Origin of the sequence: Rhizobium sp. BK379 (genome assembly GCF_014193955.1) — a bacterium.
In the GTDB taxonomy this organism is placed as follows: Bacteria; Pseudomonadota; Alphaproteobacteria; order Rhizobiales; family Rhizobiaceae; genus Rhizobium.
Window position 1 is genome coordinate 354,404 of sequence record NZ_JACIAD010000002.1, and the last position, 16,443, is coordinate 370,846.

Here is a 16,443-nt window from a genome sequence, read left to right on the forward strand (position 1 = left end):
CATGACAAAAGATTGTCGCATTTCAACTTGCAAGACTGGCGTAGCTTTCATCACTGGCGCGCTTGCCTTCGTTCTGTCGGTCGCGGGGGCGGCCGCTCAGTCGACGACGATGCCTGGCATGAAGCTTTCAAGCGATCAGCCGATCCAGATCGAAAGCAACAAGCTGGAAATCCATGATCAGGAACACACGGCGCTCTTCACCGGTGACGTCAAGGTCGTTCAGGGTACGACGACCCTGCAGGCCGGCAAAATGACCGTCTATTACAAGGACAAGGCAAAGCAGCCCCAGGCAGGCGGCGCAGCAGCACCTGCAGCCCAGCCGGCGCAGGCAGCCGCTGAACAGTCCAATTCCCTTGCCTCGGGCAGCGCAGACATCGACAAGATCCTGGTGACCGACAAGGTCTACCTCACCTCTGGGACGCAGACGGCGACCGCCGACGATGGCAATTTCGATATGACCTCGCAGGTCTTCATCCTCACCGGCAAGAAGGTCGTGCTGACGGATGGCCCGAACGTTTTTACCGGTTGCCAGCTCACCGTTCACATGACGACAGGCCAGGCAGAGCTTGAAAGCTGTGGCGGCCGTGTCCAAATTCAGCTCGATCCGAAATCGCAGCCGAGCCAGCAGCCAAAGCAGAACTGAGAGTCGGCCTTTCACGTGAAGCTATTCTCCTTATCCACCAAGTCCGGCAGAGCTGCGACGGAAGCCGCAGCTGCTCCCGTCGATAAGGCCCGTTATCAGGGAACGCTGATTGCACGCGGTCTAACCAAGACCTATGCGACGCGGCGTGTCGTCAACGGCGTCTCGCTGGTCGTGCGGCGCGGCGAGGCCGTGGGCCTGCTAGGTCCGAACGGCGCCGGCAAGACCACCTGTTTCTACATGATCACCGGCCTTGTGCCGGTTGATGAGGGAACGATCGAAATCGACGGCAATGACGTGACGACGATGCCCATGTACCGTCGCTCCCGCCTCGGCGTCGGCTACCTGCCGCAGGAAGCCTCGATTTTTCGTGGACTGACGGTGGAGGAGAATATCCGAGCCGTCCTCGAGGTGCATGAAAAAGACAAGGCGGCGCGTGAGCGCAAGCTCGACGAACTGCTCGAAGAATTTCACATCGCCAAGCTCCGCAAGAGTGCCGCCGTGGCACTCTCGGGCGGTGAACGCCGACGCCTGGAAATCGCCCGCGCGCTTGCGACCGACCCGACCTTCATGTTGCTCGACGAGCCCTTTGCCGGTGTTGACCCGATCTCGGTTGCCGATATTCAGAACCTCGTGCATCATTTGACGGCACGCGGCATCGGTGTCTTGATCACCGACCACAATGTGCGCGAGACGCTGGGATTGATCGACCGGGCCTATATCATCCATGCAGGCGAAGTGCTGACCCACGGGCGCGCGAACGATATCGTCAACAATCCCGAAGTGCGCCGGCTTTATTTGGGCGACAATTTCAGTCTCTGAACCAGTCCTGGACGACAGAAAATTATCGTTGCGGTATAGGTTCCGCTTGACCAAATAGGATAAAAAAGCAATTTTTGGGCCAACTCGGATTTCCGTGGCCTGAAGCCTTGATCGGACGCGGTTTCCAGGAGGAGTCGAGGGAGTTTAGCGTCCGCCATGGCCCTGTCTGCAAACCTTTTTCTAAGACAGAACCAGTCCCTGGTGATGACACCGCAACTGATGCAATCCATCCAGTTGCTGCAGATGACGCATGTCGAACTCACCCAGTTCATCGCTCAGGAAGTGGAGAAGAATCCACTGCTCGAAATCCCGTCGAGCGATGGCGATGGCGACGCCGGCGAACGTGGTGAGGCCGCGGACGAACCATACTCCCAGCAGACAGAGGACGCGGGCGACGGCGATTATGAGGCCCGTGGCGAAACGCTGTCCGGCGACTGGTACGATAACGGCAGCCCAAGCCGGCTCAGTGACGAGCTGGACGCCAATTACAGCAATGTTTTCCCCGATGATGGAGCGCCGCAGCGTCTCGACGCACCGGAACTCGTCAGCCAGTGGAAATCGATGCCGGGCAGCGCCGAAGGTGCTGACAATTATGATCTCGATGATTTCGTTGCCGGCCAGGTCTCGTTGCGCGATCATCTTGCCCAGCAGATACCCTTCATATTGCCCGATATGGCCGATCGCCTGATTGCCCAGAACCTGGTCGATCAGCTCGACGATGCCGGCTATTTGCAGGCAGATGTCGCCGAAGCCGGTGAGCGTCTCGGTACGGATGCAGAAGACATCGAGCGCGTGCTCGCAGCGTTGCAGACGCTCGATCCGCCCGGCGTCTTTGCCCGTACCCTTGCCGAATGCCTGGCTATTCAACTGCGCCAGAAGGATCGTTTCGACCCTGCCATGCAGGCACTGGTCGAAAATCTCGAATTGCTTGCGCGGCGTGACTTCGTCAGCCTGAAGCGCCTCTGCGGCGTCGATGAGGAAGACTTGCTCGACATGCTCGCCGAAATCCGCCAACTCAATCCGAAACCCGGCAGCGGGTTCGAGGCCGGCGTTTCAGAGGCCATCACGCCCGACGTCGTGGTCCGCCCTTCGTCGGACGGCGCCTGGCTTGTCGAACTCAATCCGGATACGCTCCCGCGGGTCCTGGTCAACCAGACCTATTTTTCGCACATTACGAAGAATGGAGAGGATTACGCCTTCCTCTCCGAATGTCTTCAGAGCGCCAACTGGCTGACGCGCAGTCTGGATCAGCGCGCCAAGACCATCATGAAGGTCGCAAGCGAGATCGTACGCCAACAGGATGCCTTTCTCGTACATGGCGTCGATCATCTGCGGCCGCTGAACCTCAAGACGGTTGCCGAAGCGATCAAGATGCATGAATCGACGGTCAGCCGCGTCACCTCGAATAAATACATGCTGACGCCGCGCGGTCTTTTCGAACTCAAATATTTCTTCACGGTTTCGATCAGCGCCGTCGCGGGCGGGGACAGCCATTCGGCTGAGGCGGTTCGCCATAAGATCCGCACGCTGATCATGCAGGAAAGCCCCGACGCGGTGCTCTCCGACGACGACATCGTCGACATGCTCAAGAAGGGCGGTATCGATCTTGCTCGTCGAACGGTCGCCAAATACCGGGAGGCGATGAACATTGCCTCTTCGGTCCAGCGCCGCAGGGAAAAGCGTGCACTAGCCAAGGTCGCCGGTTTCTGAGTTGCAACGCCAGGGCGAGCAAACGCTCGTCGTTACGAACCGCTGATCGCGGATGCCTCCCCATTTCATGGGATTTTCACTGCACGTTTTCCGCGTATACTAGGCCTCGCTGTGCCGGGCTATTGACTTTCCGGGAGCCTGTCGCTAGAAGCCCGCCGCAATCGGAGCAGCGAAGGGCATCCGGGCATTATCCCCATCATCCTTACGGCACCAGGGACACGCAGACTTGAGCCTCATCTTGCTTGAGATTGCGCGAAGTGCTTGGATGAGCTTGAGGCTTGGCGTAAACTGATACTCGCAAACTACCATAAGAAGGGAAACTCCATGAGTGTGCGTGTATCCGGTAAACATATGGAAATTGGTGACTCCTTCCGTCAAAAGATCGAGGACCAAATTGGTGTGGCCGTCACGAAATACTTCGACGGGGGATATTCCGGTCAGGTGATCGTGGAAAAATCGAACTCTCGGTTTTCCGCCGATTGCAAGCTTCATCTCGACAGCGGCGTCGTGCTGCATGCGGCAGGTGAGGCGATGGACCCGCAGATTGCCTTTGATGCGGCATCCGAGCGTATCGAGAAGCGCCTGCGCCGCTACAAACGAAAGCTCAAGGATCACCACGCTGGTAATCACCTGAACGGTTTCGCGGAAGTCGCCTACACCGTCATGGACGCGGTTCCCGATCACGAAGACGAGGTCCCGGACGATTTCGCTCCGGCCATCGTCGCTGAAAGCACCAAGCAGCTCAAGACGATGTCTGTCGCAACCGCCGTCATGGCACTCGACATGACCGATGAGCCACTTCTCCTGTTCCGCAGCCCCGGCAAGGAACAGCTCAACATTGTTTACCGTCGTCACGACGGAAATATTGGCTGGATCGATTCAGCCAATATCAAAAGCTGAGATCCGGACGAAGGAGCGGTGCGATGTACCGCTCCTTCGGACGCGTGATCTCGGTGACAGAAGGAAAAAGAAATGGCATTGGCAGATTTGCTGCACCAGGATGCGATCATTCCCGCCCTCAGGGTAAATTCCAAGAAACAGTTGCTTCAGGAATTGGCAGCAAAAGCCTCCAGGACCACGGGGCTTTCCGAGCGGGAAATCTTCGATGTGATCCTGCAGCGTGAACGCCTGGGCTCGACCGGTGTCGGCAACGGCATCGCCATTCCCCACGGCAAGCTCGTCAATATCCACTCCATCGTCGGTATTTTCGCTCGGTTGGAACAGCCCGTCGATTTCGAAGCGCTGGATGACCAGCCGGTCGATCTGGTGTTTCTGCTTCTGGCGCCGGAAGGCGCCGGTGCTGATCACCTTAAGGCGCTTTCACGCATCGCCCGCGTCCTGCGCGACCACGATCTGGTCGCCAAGCTGCGCGCGACCGATTCCGCTTCGGCGATTTATGCCTTCCTCAATGAAGAGCAGACGTCGAACGCTGCCTGACGCCTGACTGTCCATCCGAATGCAAAAAGGCGCCTGATCGATCAGGCGCCTTTCCTGTTCGGCGACAAGCGATCAGAACTCTTCCCAATTGTCCTGGGCAACAGCCGCTGAGCCCCGAGACTGAGTAACGGCCCGTCGCGGTGCAGGAGCAGCCGCACGTGGTGCCGGAGCGGCTGCGCGTGGTGTCTGAGCGGCCGGTGCGCGCATCTGTTGCCCGGTGGCTCGCAGTGCTGCCGCGGCATTTCCCTGGCCCGCGACGCGGAAGCGGCTGACCAGTGTCTTCAGCGTCTGGGCCTCGTCGTTCAGCGTCACGCTGGCTGCGGTGGTTTCTTCGACCATTGCCGCGTTCTGCTGCGTGACCTGATCCATCTGGTTCACGGCCTGGTTGATTTCCTTCAGGCCAATAGCCTGTTCGCTCGCAGAGGCTGAGATCTGACGGATGAGACCGTTGATGCCCATCACCTGCTCGGCAATCTTGTGCAGCGTCTCGCCGGCCCTACCGACGAGATCGACGCCTTCCTTGACCTGGACGGCCGATGTGTTGATGAGCGTCTTGATTTCCTTGGCGGCATTTGCCGAACGCTGGGCGAGTTCGCGCACTTCCTGCGCGACGACCGCAAAGCCCTTGCCTGCTTCCCCGGCGCGGGCCGCTTCGACACCGGCGTTCAGAGCCAGAAGGTTCGTCTGGAAGGCGATCTCGTCGATGACGCCGATGATGCGCGACACTTCCGTCGAGGACTGTTCGATGCCGTGCATGGAGGCAATCGCCTTCTGCACCACTTCACCTGATTTCTCGGCGTCTTCGCAGGCGAGATTGACATTGTCAGCCGCCGTACGGGCATTCTCGGCGCTGGAATTGACCTGGGCAGTCAGCTCGTTGAGTGCCGCTGCCGTCTCTTCCAGGCTTGCCGCCTGCTGCTCGGTGCGCTTGGCAAGGTCAGACGCGCTGTTGCTGATTTCGCCGGTGCCAGAGCCGATATTGACGACGCTGAGGCTCATCGTAGTGATGGTTTCCTCGAGGCTCGCCAAAGCGGCATTGAAGTCCTGCTTCAGCTTGCCGTATTCGCCGGGGAATTCCTCCGTAATGCGGTGGCCGAGATTGCCCTGCGACAGTTCGGAAAGGCCCGCGCCGACGATCGACACGATATGACGCTGCAGGTTGACCGATTGCTGGCGTTCCGATTCCGAGCGGCCGCGCTCGGTTTCGGCGGCGACGCGCTGGTTGTCGGCCTCGGCTTCGAGACGCCGTGTATCGGCAAGGGCAAAGCGGAAACCTTCGAGAGCCTTGGCGACCGATCCGATTTCGTCGGCGCGGTTCTGGCCGGCGACCGTTTCGTCATATTTGCCGTCGCTCAGCGCCTTAACGCTGGAGACGAGGCCAGCGAGCGGACGCTGAACGAACGAGCGGACGGCGAAGTAGAGGGCGAGCAGTACAGCGCCGAGCACGATGATGCCGTTGACGATCATCATGACGGTCTGGTCCTGAACCGGCGCATTCATCGCCGCATGCGGAACGTCGACCAGCACGACCCAGTTGGCATTCAGGCCCGGAACTGGGAATGGATAGACGACGCGGTCGAACGGATCGAGCCCATCGAAGCTGAGATTCTTGACGAGGCCGACCTTCATGGACGAAAGCGCAGCCTTTACGTCAGCCGAGCCAGGATTGTCGCCATAGGGTTTGGACATCAGCTCGGGGCTCGGGGCAACGATCCAGTTGCCGTTCTGGGCAATCAGCGTCACGCGACCGGATCCGAAGGGGCGCAGCGCCTGCACCTTGTCGGTGAGCGACTTCAGCGAAATATCGACGCCTTCCACACCGATCATCTTGCCGCCGGACATGACAGGATAGGCAATCGACGTCAGCAAGGTCGGAACGTCGGTGCCCTCGGCGAGGTACGGCGCAGTGATCGCGCCCTTGCCGCTGTCGGCAGCGAGTTTCCACCATTCGGCAGTATAATCGTTGTCGAAGGTCGAGAACTGGATGTCGCCGGTCCTGGTCTTCGACCAGTAGGGCGTAAAGGCGCCGACTTTGTTCGTGCCTTCGTCGTTGTTGTTGGCGATCTCAGTGGTCTTGCCGTCGAATGCGCCGAGCTGCTCGCAGAACCAGCTGCCAAAGGCGAAAGCATTCTGTTCGAGGTTGGCTTTCAGAATATTGATGATGCCCTTGCGGTCGAGGATCTTGCCCTCGTGTCCGCGCCCGACGACGCCCGACATGGTGCGGGCAGCACTCGCAAGCTCACCGACATTGGCGGCAATCTCGTTGGCGATCGACTTGGCTTCCGAATTGGCCTGATCCAGCGTGAGGGTCTGAACGCGGCTACGGGTCTGGTCGATGAGGAAGAGGTTTGAAACGACGAGCACCAGTGCGATGGCGGCACCGGTAATGACAATGAGTTTCGCCGCAAGCGATTTCATTCTGAAAATGAACATGTGTTCCTCGGGCAGGACGCGCCGAAGGGCCATTCTTCGGCACAGCGGGTAAGGCATGCTTCGTCATGGAGCAGCCACAGGGGTTGAACCGCCTCGAAGATGGACGAGGTGCGATCGCGAGAAAGATCGCCAGAAACCTCTTAAATTTGAATGAAATTTGCTATGTTTCGGCAGCAAAACCGGAACGCCGCCCCAAAACTAGGGGTGGCGTTTCATGGGTTATTCGCAGTTGGACTGGACTATATTCTGTCTGCGACTTCCGCTGCGAGCGGTATCGACGGTTGTGCACCCGGCTTCAGGCAGGCGAGCGAGCCGGCGACCGCTGCGCGGCGGAGCGCCGAGTCGAAATCCAGCCCTTCATCAAGGCTTGCGGCGAAGTAACCGCAGAACGTATCGCCGGCGCCGACAGTATCGACGGGTTCGATGACGAGGCCTTGCGCGCGGGCGATCTGACCATCACGGATCGCGATGACGCCATCACCGCCGAGCGTGACGATCAGGGTCTGGCCGGTCTCCGCATGAAGACGCTCCAAAGCAGCCTCACGGTCACCGGCACTCATGTTTTCCCGTCCCGCCAGCCGCTCGAATTCGGTCTCGTTGGCAATGACGATATCGGCGAGCCGCCCAAGGCGCGGTGCATCTGGAATGAGTGGAGCGAGATTGAGAATGCTCGTGACGCCCTTGGCGCGAGAGGTGGCAAGCGCACGCTCGACCGCTTCAACCGGAATCTCGAGCTGCAGCATGAGGATATCGCCCTCATTCATGGCATTGACGGCAGCCTCGGCATTGGCGCCGTCGACCTTGCCATTTGCGCCGGGAATAACGGCAATCATGTTCTCACCATCGCCGCCGACGAGAATGAGGGCAGTGCCAGTCGGTCCCTCGACACGCCTGACGCGGGAAAGATCGGTGCCGGCGCCGTCGAGAAGTTCAAGCGCACCTTCGGCAAACGCGTCCTTGCCGACAGCACCCGCCATATGGACATAACGTCCAGCCCGCCGGGCGGCGAGCGCCTGGTTGGCGCCTTTGCCGCCGGCAGCCGTCGCAAAACTGTTGCCGGCAACCGTTTCGCCGGGCTTCGGCAGGCGTTCGGTCGTGGCGATGAGGTCCATGTTGATGGAGCCGAAAACTGTAATCATGGCATGTCCGTCCCTTGCTTCGGGCCGCGACACTGCCGAAGCGATCATTCCTCGTCAACTACCCTGAGCTTGAGCAGTCCAGTACGGCTTTCGACAGATTTGGCCGGCGCCTCGTTCTCGCGCGCCGGCTTGCCGTCGCCGCCTGCTTCAAATTCCAGCGCTTCGATCTTCGCACCCCGCTTGGTGAGCTTGTCCGCCGAGGTGATGATCTGGTCCACATCGCGCTGCGTCTGGGAAAAATGTCCCTGCAGCTTGCGTACGCGTTCGTCGAGTCGGCCGAGATCGTCCATGAGGAGGGCGACTTCTCCCTGGATGACATGCGCCTGCGCCCGCATGCGCTGGTCTTTCAGTACGGCCTGAATGACCTGGATTGACAGCATCAGGAGCGAGGGTGAGACGATGACGACCCGCGCGCGGTGAGCCTTCTGCACGATCGCCTCGAAATTTTCGTGAATTTCGGCAAAGATCGATTCCGAGGGAACGAAGAGGAAAGCCGTATCCTGTGTTTCCCCCTGAATCAGATATTTCTCGGAAATATCCTTGATATGGACTTCCATGTCGCGGCGAAACTGCTGTGCGGCTAGCTTGCCCGCATCCGGCCCGCCGGCATCGCGAATCGCATTCCAGGCTTCGAGCGGAAATTTCGCGTCGATCACCAGCGGCGGTGCACCGTTCGGCATCCGGATCGTGCAGTCCGGTCGCGAGCCATTCGAAAGCGTCTGCTGGAAAGCATAGGCGCCCATGGGCAGGCCGTCGGCGACGATCGTCTCCATGCGCGACTGGCCGAAGGCTCCACGCGTCTGCTTGTTGGAAAGAATGGCCTGCAGCCCGACGACATCCTTGGCGAGTGTCTGGATATTGCTTTGGGCGGCATCGATGACAGCCAGCCGTTCCTGTAGTTTCTGCAGGTTGTCATGCGTCGATTTCGTCTGCTCGGTCAGCGTCGAGCTCATGCGCTGCGTCATGCCATCGAGCCGCTGGTTGATCGCATGGTTGAGCTCTGCCTGCCTTGAACCGAAAACCTCGGCCATCGTCGAAATGCGTCCCTGCATCTCCGCCTGGATTTTCAGAAGCTCGGCCATGCGGGCTTCGCTTTCGGCAGCACGAAGATTGGCCTCCTCCGCCTCCTCGCGGCGAATGCCGGCATTGCGCAACGCAAACACAATCGTCACGAGAATGACGACGGCGAGCGTGCCACCAGCAAACGCAAGTACGCCGGGGCTTAGCACGGGCAGGGAAATGGTGAGTGAGTCGGATGTCATGGTCATGCCGCACCATAACAAAATAACCGCCGATATCTAGATCAAAACGTGAACAATCCCCGTTGTCCTGTGGCATATTGTCGGGCTACCCCACTGGAATGGAAGAAAAATTAGCGAGTACACTTAACTATTGCTAAACCATATTCGCCAAATCTGGCGCGGTAATTTCCCTCCGCATCCCCGCCAGATAGAGATCCCCATGACTTCCCAGCAGACCGATAATGCCCTCAGGCAGCGCCTTGACTTCATTGAGCTCGACGATGAGGCACGCAAGAACCTGCGGGAGCTGCGCCCGGCAATCTCGGAGCTGCTCGGCGGTGCGCTGGACAAGTTCTATGGCAAGCTCGCCAAGACCCCGGCCGTCGCGAGCTTCTTTTCAGACAAGGCCCACATGGGTCATGCCAAGAAGCGCCAGCAGGAACATTGGGGCAATCTCTCCGGCGGCAATTTCGACCAGAGCTATGTGAATGGCGTCACGGCCGTCGGCCGCACCCATGCCCGCATCGGCCTCGAGCCACGCTGGTATATAGGCGGCTATGCGCTTGTCATGTCCGAGCTCGTCCGTGGTCTGATGGAAAAGCAGTGGCCTTCGCTCTTTGCCCGCCAGCAGGGAAAGACGCTCGCAGAAAAGCTGACCGCCGTCATCAAGGCGGCGATGCTCGATATGGACTATTCGATTTCGGTCTATCTGGAAGCGCTTGATGAGAAGCGCCGTGTTCTGGAAGAGGAACGCGCCCGGGCAGAAGCCGATCAGGCACTGGCGCTGGAGCATTTGCGTCGTGGCCTCGAAGCTCTTTCGCGTGGTGACCTTGAAGCGACGCTTCCTTCCGATCTGCCCGGCAATTTTCGCGGGATGGCCGAGGATTACAACAGGGCCGTCAGCGCACTGCGCGATTCCTTCACCTCCGTTCGCACGACGTCCCGCCACATTCTCGAAGGCGCCGATGTGATCTCCAGGGCGGGCGATGACCTCGCCCTGCGCACTGCTCAGCAGGCCGCAGGTGTTGAGGAAAGCTCGGCCGCCCTCCAGCAGCTCTCCGTCAGCGTCAGCCAGACCGCCGCCAATGCCGAAAAGGCATCTGGCGCCGTGCGCGAAACGCAGCAGAAGGCCAAGAATTCCGGCGAACTCGTCACCAGCGCCGTTTCGGCCATGGCAGGTATCGAGAAGTCCTCTACCGAAATCGCCAAGATTATCGGCGTCATCGACGAGATCGCTTTCCAGACCAACCTGCTGGCACTGAATGCCGGCGTCGAGGCGGCGCGTGCCGGTGATGCAGGCAAGGGCTTCGCGGTCGTCGCTCAGGAAGTCCGTCAGCTTGCCCAGCGCACGGCCGATGCCGCCAAGGAGATCAAGAACCTGATCTCCGAAAGCTCGACGCAGGTGAACGAGGGCGTCAACATTGTCAGCAGCACCGGTGAAGCGCTGAGCGACATGATCAGCCGCATCGATATCATCAACAGTTTCGTCGCCGATATCGCCGCCGCCGCCCGCGATCAAGCTACCGGCGTCAATGAGGTGAGCATCGCAATCCGCAACATGGACACGATCACGCAGCAGAATTCCGGCATGGTGGAGCGTACGTCTGCCGAAACCCGTCGGCTGAAGGATGAGGTCGAGAACCTCATCGAGCTTCTGCAGCGTTTCCGTGCACGTGCCGAAGGCCGTCAGGCTGCCCCTGCCCCTCGCCGCGCGGCCTGATAATCTCGACGAAAACCGGGCAGGCGCTGCAAAAAACCGCAATCCCTGCCCGGCGGATGATTCCCTAGTGTGAAAAGATGCGTTATGGGAACGCCATGACCATCAAGCCACTCATCATTCTTCCCGACCCCCTTCTCCGTCAGGTTTCCCAGCCGATCGAGCGGGTCGACGCCGACCTGCAGCGCCTTTCCGACGACATGTTGGAAACCATGTATGATGCGCCGGGCATCGGCCTTGCCGCGATCCAGATCGGCGTGCCGCGCCGCATGCTCGTTATCGATCTCTCGAAGGAAGGCGAGGAAAAGCAGCCGCTCATCTTCATCAATCCGGAGATCGTCCGCTCTTCGGACGAACGCTCCGTCTATGAGGAAGGCTGCCTTTCCATTCCCGACTATTATGCGGAAGTCGAACGCCCCGCGAATGTCACGGTCAAGTATCTTGATCGCGAAGGCAAGGAGCAGAGCGTCGAGGCTGATGGTCTTTTGGCGACATGCCTCCAGCACGAGATCGATCACTTGAATGGGGTGCTCTTCATCGATCATATTTCGCGGTTGAAGCGCGAAATGGTGATCAAGAAGTTCACCAAGGCTGCAAAGTCGAAAGTGCTCTGAGAGGGCCGACAGCAGCGACAAACAAAAGATTCGAGCGGGCTTGATTGTGAGCCCGTAAACCCGTTTGAAGACGGTTGATCCTCATTTGGCGAGATAGAATGTCTCTTCGTATCGTTTTCATGGGAACGCCCGACTTTTCCGTCCCGACGCTGCGCCTGCTCGTCGAAGCTGGCCATCAGATCATCGCCGTCTATACTCAGCCGCCACGGCCGGGCGGACGGCGCGGGCTTGATCTTCAGAAGTCGCCGGTGCACCAGGCGGCCGAGCTGCTGGGTCTGCCGGTCTTCACACCGGTCAATTTCAAGGATCCGGAAGAGCGCGAGAGCTTCCGCGCCCTGGGTGCCGATGTCGGTGTGGTCGTTGCTTACGGCCTGCTGCTGCCCGAGGCTATCCTGACCGGCACGCGTTATGGCTGCTACAACGGCCATGCCTCGCTGCTGCCGCGCTGGCGCGGCGCGGCCCCCATCCAACGGGCGATCATGGCTGGCGATGCCAAGACCGGCATGATGGTCATGAAGATGGACAAGGGCCTCGATACCGGCGACGTGGCGCTGACCCGCGAAGTCGAAATCGCCCCGAACATGACGGCAGGCGAATTGCACGACCGCCTGATGCATGTTGGCGCCAAAGCGATGGCCGAGGCCATGGTCAAGCTTGAGATGGACGATTTACCGCTTACGCCGCAGCCGGCCGAAGGCGTGCTCTATGCCGCCAAGATCGACAAGGCGGAAACGCGCATCGATTTCGCCCGCGATGCCAAGGACGTTCACAACCATATCCGCGGCCTCGCACCTTTTCCAGGCGCCTGGTTCGAGCTCGTCGGCCACGACAAGGCGGAGCGCGTCAAGGTGCTGGGCTCGGAACTTGCGACGGGCGAGGGTATGGCTGGAACGCTTGTAACGGATGATCTCGTCGTCGCCTGCGGCACTGGTGCGGTTCGCCTCACGAAACTTCAGAAGGCCGGGGGCAAACCGCTCGCCGCGTCCGACTTCCTGCGCGGCACGCCGCTTGTTGCCGGCACAAGGCTCGCCTGATGCCGCGATACCGTATGATCGTCGAATATGACGGCGGCCCCTATGTCGGCTGGCAGCGGCAGGACAACGGACCATCGGTGCAGGGCGCAATCGAAAAGGCGATCTTCTCGGCATCGGGCGATGCCGTATCCATCCGCGGCGCGGGACGCACCGATTCCGGCGTCCACGCCATGGGGCAGGTCGTCCATGCTGACCTTTCGAAGGACTGGTCCCCCTTCAAGCTGCAGAATGCGCTGAACGCCCATCTGAGGCTCGCCGCCGAGAAAGTGGCGATCATCGACGTGGAGGCCACGAGCGAATTCTTCGATGCCCGCTTCTCGGCGCTCCGCCGGCACTATCTCTACCGCATCATCAGCCGGCGCGCGCCGCTGGCGCTGGAGGCGGGCAAGGCATGGTGGGTGCCGAAGCTGCTCGATCACGAGGTCATGCATGCGGCCGCCCAGACGCTCGTCGGCAAACATGATTTTTCCACCTTTCGCTCAGCTCACTGCCAGGCAAACAGCCCTGTGCGCACGCTCGACCGACTGGATGTGACCCGCAATGGCGAGCTGATCGAAATCCGCGCCACGGCCCAGAGCTTCCTGCACAACCAGATCCGCTCATTCGCTGGAACGCTGAAGCTTGCAGGCGAGGGCAAGTGGACGCCAGATGATGTGCGTGCGGCGCTGGACGCACGTGATCGCAAGGCCTGTGGCCCCGTGGCCCCGCCCGACGGGCTCTATTTCATGCAGGTGGATTATCCCGAGGTGATCACCGACCGCCGCAAGCCTGCAAGTGACGAGGACGACTTTTCCTAGCTCACGCCGGATAGATGCCGAGGAAGTTCTGCAGATATTCCGACAGCAGCATCGACGGCACCAGCAGCACCAGCGTCAGAGCGCCGACCAGCAGGGCATGGCCCTGGCAGATCATCCTGAGGATGCGTGCCAGCACGAAGACCTGTGCCAGCATGAACACGAGTAACAGCAGCGATACAATGCCGACGGAGGCTGGCAGGAAGAAGACGAGCGCCAGCAGCAGACCGTTGATATAGGCAAGCGGCACGCCGAGCCAGTTGATGCTGACTACGATGGGAGCAAAGCGCTCGCCCATGCGGAAAGCAAGCAACAACAGACCGGCAAAGACCAGCGGCACGAACCAGTTCGCAAGCTCGACCAGCCCTAGCCGGAAATAGAAGGGAAATCCGACATCGGTTTCCGGCGGCATGGATCGCAGAAAGGCATTGCGCCACCAGAGCCAGGAAATCCCTGTTGGCGGCAGGCACCAGAGGATCGCCCAGAAGGACCGGTTGACGCCGCGATCCGATATGTCGAGGAAGCGGAAGCCGCGCGGATCGAGCTTGATCAGCAGCCAGATGCCGGCGAGATAATATTGAACCTCTCTAAAGCCCGGCATTCGCAAACCATCGTTCGATGAAGGTCTCGTAGATCGCCGTCAGCGTCTCCAGATCTGCAACGGCGACGCGTTCGTCGACCATGTGCATGGTCTGGCCGACAAGGCCGAATTCCACGACCGGGCAATAATCCTTGATGAAGCGCGCATCCGAGGTACCGCCCGTCGTCGAGAGCGCCGGCGATGCGCCGGTAATGGCTTCGACTGCGGAGGAAAGCGAGGCGATCAGCGCATTGTTGCGTGTCAGGAAGACGTGGCTCGGGCGATCCGCCCATATGATCTCGTATTTGACCGGTTCGCGGCCCGGCCGCAATGCACCGTCTGCGGCTGCCGCATCGAGCCGCCTGATGATCTCGGCCCGCAGCGTATCGGCCGTCCAGGTATCGTTGAAGCGGATATTGAAGCTCGCGGAAGCCTTGGCCGGAATGACGTTGGTCGCCGGATTGCCGACGTCGATGGTCGTCACTTCGAGATTGGACGGCTGGAAATCGTCGGTCCCGGCGTCGAACGGCGGGTCCATCAGCGCCTGCGTCAGTTGCAGCATGCCTCGCACCGGATTGTCAGCAAGATGCGGATAGGCGGCATGGCCCTGCACGCCATGCACGATGATCTTGCCGGAGAGCGAGCCGCGTCGGCCGATCTTGATCATGTCGCCAAGTTTGTTCGGATTGGTCGGCTCGCCGACCACGCAGGCATCCCAGGTCTCGCCGCGTTCGGCTGCCCATTGCAGAAGCTTAATCGTACCGTTGATCGACGGGCCTTCCTCGTCGCCTGTGATCAGGAAGGAAATCGACCCCTTCGGCAGGCCATGTCTTTCGACATGGCGGGCAACGGCTGCTGCAAAGCAGGCAACGCCTCCCTTCATGTCGACTGCGCCGCGGCCGAAAAGCTCGCCATCGGCGATCTCGGCAGCAAAGGGCGGGTGGGTCCATGCGCCTTCATCTCCCACCGGCACGACGTCCGTATGCCCCGCAAACATCAGATGCGGCCCCTCGGTGCCGAGGCGGGCATAGAGATTCTCAACGTCGGGCGTGCCAGCCTCTTTCGCAACCATCCGGTCGATTTTGAAACCGAGCGGCGAAAGCATGGCTTCCAGCGCAGATAGCGCTCCGCCTTCCGCCGGCGTCACGGACGGGCAGCGGATCAATGTCTGAAGATTAGCAACAGGATTCGTAGCGGTCATGGCGGTGGAACTATCCGGTGGGAATGGCAAAGACGTGGCAAGGCGTGAGCTCGCCTTGCCCAAAAAGACGCCGATTGTTTACCGAATCAATATCGGGCTGTCATCAATCTCTGAGCAGTTCGTTGATGCCGGTCTTGGAACGGGTCTGCTCGTCGACGCGCTTGACGATCACGGCGCAATAGAGGTTCGGCGCCGGCTGGCCGTTCGCCATCGTCTTGTCAGATGGCAGCGAGCCCGCAACAACGACCGAATAGGGCGGCACTTCGCCATAGGTGATCTCGCCGCTTGCCCGATCGACGATCTTGGTGGACTTGCCGATGAAGACGCCCATGCCGAGCACCGAGCCTTCACGCACGATGCACCCTTCGACCACTTCCGAACGGGCGCCGATGAAGCAATTGTCTTCGATGATCGTCGGGCCGGCCTGCATCGGCTCCAGAACGCCGCCGATGCCGACGCCGCCGGAAAGATGCACGTGCTTGCCGATCTGTGCGCAGGAGCCGACAGTCGCCCAGGTGTCGACCATCGTTCCTTCGCCGACATAGGCGCCGAGATTGACGAAGGACGGCATCAGGATGGCGTTCGGGGCGATATAGGCCGAGCGGCGCACGACCGCGTTCGGCACGGCCCGGAAGCCAGCGGCGCGGAACTGGTTCTCGCCCCAGCCTTCGAACTTCGAGGGAACTTTGTCCCACCAGGTTGCCTGACCAGGACCGCCCTTGACGACTTCCATGTCGTTGAGGCGGAAGGAAAGCAGCACGGCCTTCTTCAGCCACTGATTGACTTTCCAGGCGCCGTCGGCGCCGCGCTCGGCCACGCGCACCTTGCCCTCGTCGAGCAGGTTGAGAGCCGCCTCGACCGCATCGCGCACTTCACCCTTCGTCGACGTGTTCACATTGTCGCGATTGTCGAAGGCAGTTTCGAGGGTCTTTTCGAGGGATGCGAGGTCGGTGGCGCTCATGAGAATTCCTTAAACTTCGATCTTTATCGTGGAGACGACGGAGTCTCCGGAATTGCGGTTGGCGGGTTTTCACCCGATCTACAGCATGCGCCCGTAAAATGGAATGATTTTTCGGACAAG

At 60.2% G+C, this 16,443-nt stretch carries 15 protein-coding genes; 9 read left to right on the plus strand and 6 right to left on the minus strand.

Annotation, left to right across the window (positions count from 1 at the left end; all coding sequences use genetic code 11):
- The first annotated feature begins 1 nt into the window (after position 1).
- The 5 genes from FHT93_RS12760 to ptsN all read left to right on the plus strand — a co-directional run bounded on the left by FHT93_RS12760 (position 2) and on the right by ptsN (position 4,609).
- A complete protein-coding gene (locus FHT93_RS12760; RefSeq protein WP_029868954.1) occupies positions 2-643 on the plus strand; it encodes an LptA/OstA family protein in 642 nt (213 codons plus the stop codon).
- A gap of 15 nt (positions 644-658) precedes the next feature.
- Complete coding sequence (gene lptB, locus FHT93_RS12765; RefSeq protein ID WP_112969995.1) at positions 659-1,462, plus strand: LPS export ABC transporter ATP-binding protein; 804 nt, start codon at positions 659-661, stop codon at positions 1,460-1,462.
- 156 nt (positions 1,463-1,618) lie between these two features.
- Positions 1,619-3,172 (plus strand): RNA polymerase factor sigma-54, encoded by a 1,554-nt coding sequence (rpoN, locus tag FHT93_RS12770; RefSeq protein ID WP_183847853.1) that lies wholly within the window; start codon positions 1,619-1,621, stop codon positions 3,170-3,172.
- Between the two features lie 324 nt (positions 3,173-3,496).
- Positions 3,497-4,072, plus strand: a complete 576-nt coding sequence (gene raiA / locus FHT93_RS12775) for a ribosome-associated translation inhibitor RaiA (protein WP_029868957.1) — start codon at positions 3,497-3,499, stop codon at positions 4,070-4,072.
- A 72-nt stretch (positions 4,073-4,144) separates the two neighbouring features.
- The gene (gene ptsN / locus FHT93_RS12780) at positions 4,145-4,609 is read left to right on the plus strand and encodes a PTS IIA-like nitrogen regulatory protein PtsN (RefSeq protein ID WP_029868958.1); all 465 of its coding nucleotides are present in this window, start codon (positions 4,145-4,147) and stop codon (positions 4,607-4,609) included.
- 72 nt (positions 4,610-4,681) lie between these two features.
- Here ptsN and FHT93_RS12785 read toward each other — a convergent pair whose 3' ends face one another.
- The 3 genes from FHT93_RS12785 to FHT93_RS12795 form a co-directional block, all read right to left on the minus strand.
- Positions 4,682-7,042, minus strand: a complete 2,361-nt coding sequence (locus FHT93_RS12785; protein ID WP_183847855.1) for a methyl-accepting chemotaxis protein — start codon at positions 7,040-7,042, stop codon at positions 4,682-4,684.
- A gap of 239 nt (positions 7,043-7,281) precedes the next feature.
- On the minus strand, positions 7,282-8,181 hold the full coding sequence (locus FHT93_RS12790; RefSeq protein ID WP_112541997.1) for a ribokinase: 900 nt from the start codon (positions 8,179-8,181) through the stop codon (positions 7,282-7,284).
- A gap of 44 nt (positions 8,182-8,225) precedes the next feature.
- Positions 8,226-9,449 (minus strand): DNA recombination protein RmuC, encoded by a 1,224-nt coding sequence (locus FHT93_RS12795; RefSeq protein ID WP_112969993.1) that lies wholly within the window; start codon positions 9,447-9,449, stop codon positions 8,226-8,228.
- A 193-nt stretch (positions 9,450-9,642) separates the two neighbouring features.
- Between FHT93_RS12795 and FHT93_RS12800 the strand changes: the two genes are divergently transcribed.
- The 4 genes from FHT93_RS12800 (at position 9,643) to truA (ending at position 13,584) form a co-directional block, all read left to right on the plus strand.
- Positions 9,643-11,142, plus strand: a complete 1,500-nt coding sequence (locus FHT93_RS12800) for a globin-coupled sensor protein (protein ID WP_183847856.1) — start codon at positions 9,643-9,645, stop codon at positions 11,140-11,142.
- 95 nt (positions 11,143-11,237) lie between these two features.
- Positions 11,238-11,753: a peptide deformylase gene (gene def, locus FHT93_RS12805; protein ID WP_112541996.1), complete on the plus strand. Its 516-nt coding sequence runs from the start codon at positions 11,238-11,240 to the stop codon at positions 11,751-11,753.
- A 98-nt stretch (positions 11,754-11,851) separates the two neighbouring features.
- Positions 11,852-12,787, plus strand: a complete 936-nt coding sequence (fmt, locus tag FHT93_RS12810; RefSeq protein ID WP_183847858.1) for a methionyl-tRNA formyltransferase — start codon at positions 11,852-11,854, stop codon at positions 12,785-12,787.
- Entirely contained in the window at positions 12,787-13,584 is a 798-nt protein-coding gene (gene truA / locus FHT93_RS12815; RefSeq protein WP_183847860.1) for a tRNA pseudouridine(38-40) synthase TruA, read from the plus strand. Before fmt ends, truA begins: the two co-directional genes overlap by 1 nt.
- A 1-nt stretch (position 13,585) precedes the next feature.
- On the opposite strand, the gene FHT93_RS12820 is transcribed toward truA, so the two are convergent.
- The 3 genes from FHT93_RS12820 to dapD form a co-directional block, all read right to left on the minus strand.
- Complete coding sequence (locus tag FHT93_RS12820) at positions 13,586-14,182, minus strand: hypothetical protein (protein WP_113207053.1); 597 nt, start codon at positions 14,180-14,182, stop codon at positions 13,586-13,588.
- On the minus strand, positions 14,169-15,362 hold the full coding sequence (dapE, locus tag FHT93_RS12825; protein ID WP_183847862.1) for a succinyl-diaminopimelate desuccinylase: 1,194 nt from the start codon (positions 15,360-15,362) through the stop codon (positions 14,169-14,171). The genes FHT93_RS12820 and dapE overlap by 14 nt, the downstream gene beginning before the upstream one ends.
- Positions 15,363-15,465: 103 nt before the next feature.
- Positions 15,466-16,323: a 2,3,4,5-tetrahydropyridine-2,6-dicarboxylate N-succinyltransferase gene (gene dapD, locus FHT93_RS12830; protein ID WP_112969987.1), complete on the minus strand. Its 858-nt coding sequence runs from the start codon at positions 16,321-16,323 to the stop codon at positions 15,466-15,468.
- Between the last annotated feature and the right edge of the window lie 120 nt (positions 16,324-16,443).

Bases quoted from the DNA above. Each gene is read 5' to 3' on its own strand.
- FHT93_RS12760 (WP_029868954.1), top strand. From the start codon at position 2: ATGACAAAAGATTGTCGCATTTCAACTTGCAAGACTGGCGTAGCTTTC.
- rpoN (WP_183847853.1), top strand. From the start codon at position 1,619: ATGGCCCTGTCTGCAAACCTTTTTCTAAGACAGAACCAGTCCCTGGTG.
- raiA (WP_029868957.1), top strand. From the start codon at position 3,497: ATGAGTGTGCGTGTATCCGGTAAACATATGGAAATTGGTGACTCCTTC.
- ptsN (WP_029868958.1), top strand. From the start codon at position 4,145: ATGGCATTGGCAGATTTGCTGCACCAGGATGCGATCATTCCCGCCCTC.
- FHT93_RS12785 (WP_183847855.1), bottom strand. From the start codon at position 7,042: ATGTTCATTTTCAGAATGAAATCGCTTGCGGCGAAACTCATTGTCATT.
- FHT93_RS12790 (WP_112541997.1), bottom strand. From the start codon at position 8,181: ATGATTACAGTTTTCGGCTCCATCAACATGGACCTCATCGCCACGACC.
- FHT93_RS12795 (WP_112969993.1), bottom strand. From the start codon at position 9,449: ATGACCATGACATCCGACTCACTCACCATTTCCCTGCCCGTGCTAAGC.
- FHT93_RS12800 (WP_183847856.1), top strand. From the start codon at position 9,643: ATGACTTCCCAGCAGACCGATAATGCCCTCAGGCAGCGCCTTGACTTC.
- def (WP_112541996.1), top strand. From the start codon at position 11,238: ATGACCATCAAGCCACTCATCATTCTTCCCGACCCCCTTCTCCGTCAG.
- fmt (WP_183847858.1), top strand. From the start codon at position 11,852: ATGTCTCTTCGTATCGTTTTCATGGGAACGCCCGACTTTTCCGTCCCG.
- truA (WP_183847860.1), top strand. From the start codon at position 12,787: ATGCCGCGATACCGTATGATCGTCGAATATGACGGCGGCCCCTATGTC.
- FHT93_RS12820 (WP_113207053.1), bottom strand. From the start codon at position 14,182: ATGCCGGGCTTTAGAGAGGTTCAATATTATCTCGCCGGCATCTGGCTG.
- dapE (WP_183847862.1), bottom strand. From the start codon at position 15,362: ATGACCGCTACGAATCCTGTTGCTAATCTTCAGACATTGATCCGCTGC.
- dapD (WP_112969987.1), bottom strand. From the start codon at position 16,323: ATGAGCGCCACCGACCTCGCATCCCTCGAAAAGACCCTCGAAACTGCC.